The 1,106-nt window shown below is 72.1% G+C and carries 1 protein-coding gene; it reads right to left on the reverse strand.

Annotated elements, in window-relative coordinates:
- On the reverse strand, window positions 1-963 hold a 963-nt coding region (locus HP507_RS00995; RefSeq protein WP_175350015.1), incomplete at its 3' end, for an FAD-dependent oxidoreductase.
- Window positions 964-1,106: the final 143 nt, after the last annotated feature.

Below are 1,106 nucleotides of genomic sequence, written 5' to 3' on the forward strand. Positions count from 1 at the left end.
CCGGAACCCGGTCGCGTTCACGATGACGTCGACGGTCACCGCGAAGGGCTCTCCGGCGCGACGGCCGGTGACGGTGACCTGGTCGCCGTCGGCGCGGACGTCGTCGATCTCGTACGAGGCGATCTGCTGCACCTGACCGGACTCGACGAGCCCGTGGACGGTGGACCCGAGCTGCCCGCGGGCGGCGAGCCCGTCGGCGGCGTCGGCGCCGAGCCGGGCTGTGCCGGCGTTCCGGACAGCCCACAGCACGTCGGTACTCGGCGCGATCTTGGCGAGGCTGGCGAGCTTGATGAGGGTGTTCGCGGCGGAGTGGCCGGCACCGACGACGAGGACCCGCTTCCCCGCGAACCGGTCACGGTCGGCGCCGAGGACGTCGGGCAGTGCGTGGACGACCCGGTCGCCGAGATCCGCGGCCGGTACGAGGCCAGCGGCAGTGAGGGGGTTCGGGGACGTGTAGGTGCCCGAGGTGTCGACGACCGCACGCGCAGTCACGTCAGTGACGCCGTCGGCGGTGTGGAGGCGGAGCAGGAATGGGGTGTCTGCGCGGCCGGTGGAGCGGGTGCGGTCCATGCCCTGCCGTGACACCGCTTCCACGCGGGTGCCGTACTGGATCACCGGTGCGAGCTGCGGGGTCGCCGCGAGGGGCGCCAGGTACGTGTCGACGAGGTCCTGGCCAGTGGGCAGAGATGACGCACGGGGTGCTTCCCAGCCGGTGGCTTCCAGGAGTCGCTGGGCGGCGGGGTCGATGACGTACCGCCACGGGGAGAACAGTCGAGTGTGCCCCCACGCGCGAACGCTCGTCCCGACCGTCGGGCCAGCTTCGTAGACCACGACATCGAGGCCCTGATCGAGGAGGTGCGCGGCGGCAGCGAGCCCGACGGGGCCGGCGCCGATGACGGCAACGGGGAGTCCGGTGAGGCGGTCCGCGTCAGTCCGTGGTGGGACAGTGAGGGTGAGCGTCATGATCTGCGGCTTCCTGGTCGTTACGCGGTTGCTTCGGCGGGCAGCAGCTCGGCGAGGAGCGTCTGGACGCGGTGCTTGATGTCGTCGCGGATGGGGCGGACGTCCTCGATGCCGCGGCCGGCGGGGTCGGTGAGGTCCCAGTC

This window comes from Curtobacterium pusillum (assembly GCF_013359865.1).
GTDB classification, from domain to species: Bacteria; Actinomycetota; Actinomycetes; order Actinomycetales; family Microbacteriaceae; genus Curtobacterium; species Curtobacterium pusillum.